Annotated in this window: 1 pseudogene; it reads right to left on the bottom strand. The window is 54.6% G+C overall.

The features are described 5' to 3' along the window. Window positions 1-641: pseudogene (locus CDI09_RS17500) on the bottom strand (IS5 family transposase); the annotation flags it as partial. Window positions 642-702: the final 61 nt, after the last annotated feature.

Here is a 702-nt window from a genome sequence, read left to right on the forward strand (position 1 = left end):
GATGCGGTTGCGTCTTTTGTATTTTCGCTTGTCGTATTTGACTGGTTTTCCGCGGGATCTTCTTCCCGGAATGCAGGGCCTGATCCCTTTTTCCTCCAGGGCATCCCGGAACCAGTCAGCATCATAACCCCGATCCGCCAGCAACCACTGTGCCATGGGAAGGCTGCTCAGCAGAGCAGAGGCTCCGGTGTAATCACTGATCTGTCCGGCTGTCATAAAGAAGCTAAGCGGTCGTCCGTTCTGATCGGTGATGGCATGCAGCTTGGTATTCATGCCTCCTTTAGTGCGTCCGATCAGGCGGCCTGGATCCCCTTTTTTAACCGCAGACTTGAAGCCGTGCGGTGTGCCTTGAGATAGGTCGCATCAATCATAATAGTCTGAGGCTCAGCCTTCGCGGCAGACAGGCCATCCATCATCCGCATGAAAATGCCCATGTCGCCCCAACGCTTCCAACGGTTGTAGAGCGTCTTGTGCGGACCGTATTCCCGGGGCGCATCACGCCAGCGCATACCATTGCGGTTCACAAAAATGATGCCGTTCAGCACGCGGCGGTCATCAACGCGAGGTTTACCATGGCTCTTGGGAAAAAACGGCCGCAGACGCTCCATCTGTTCATCCGTCAGCCAGAACAGGTCGCTCATCTTCAGTCTCCTTGCAGAGCCTGAATCAAAATTCCCTACAAAAATCAATGGGTCCTGAGCC

Origin of the sequence: Komagataeibacter nataicola (assembly GCF_003207795.1) — a bacterium.
Classification (GTDB): domain Bacteria; phylum Pseudomonadota; class Alphaproteobacteria; order Acetobacterales; family Acetobacteraceae; genus Komagataeibacter; species Komagataeibacter nataicola.